The sequence below is a fragment of the Hoskinsella mucinilytica genome, assembly GCF_045223415.1.
GTDB lineage: Bacteria > Bacillota_I > Bacilli_A > Erysipelotrichales > Erysipelotrichaceae > Hoskinsella > Hoskinsella mucinilytica.
The window spans coordinates 1-518 of sequence record NZ_JBEQZJ010000120.1; the positions used below are offsets into that span (position 1 = coordinate 1).

Genomic DNA, 518 nt, shown 5'->3' on the forward strand with positions numbered 1-518 from the left:
CGTCAAGGTAAATATGGAAACAACCTTTTTAAATATCATGTGAGTGAAAACAAACTGATCTATCGAAGTGCAAGTGGAAGGGATATAGAACTGCCAATAGAATTTCATTATCAAAAAGAAGAACTGATCCGTGCAGTGAAAATGAAACATAATACACCCGGTAAAGCAATCTGTTATGAATTGAGAGATCATGGAGAATACTTCATCATCAAAGCAATCGTTGAGGTAGTAGATAAAGATATACAGATGCAGACCTGTAATGGAGTATATGGAATGGATCTTAATATTGATCATATGGCGGTCAGTGAGACGGATGCGAATGGAAATCTGATAAGAATGAAGATATATACCTATGACTTGAAACATAAGACATCAAATCAGCGAAAAGCGATACTTCGTGATACGATAAAGAACCTTGGTCATGATCTGAAAGGAAACAGAAAACCACTCATCATCGAAAAGCTATCATTTGAAAACAAAAAAGAACAAATGTTGTATGAAAACAAAAGACAGAATGG

Annotated in this window: 1 protein-coding gene; it reads left to right on the top strand. The window is 34.9% G+C overall.

The window, feature by feature from the left end; genetic code table 11:
* The coding region (locus UGRO018_RS17790) for a hypothetical protein (protein ID WP_416327850.1) at positions 1–518 on the top strand (518 nt) is incomplete at both ends.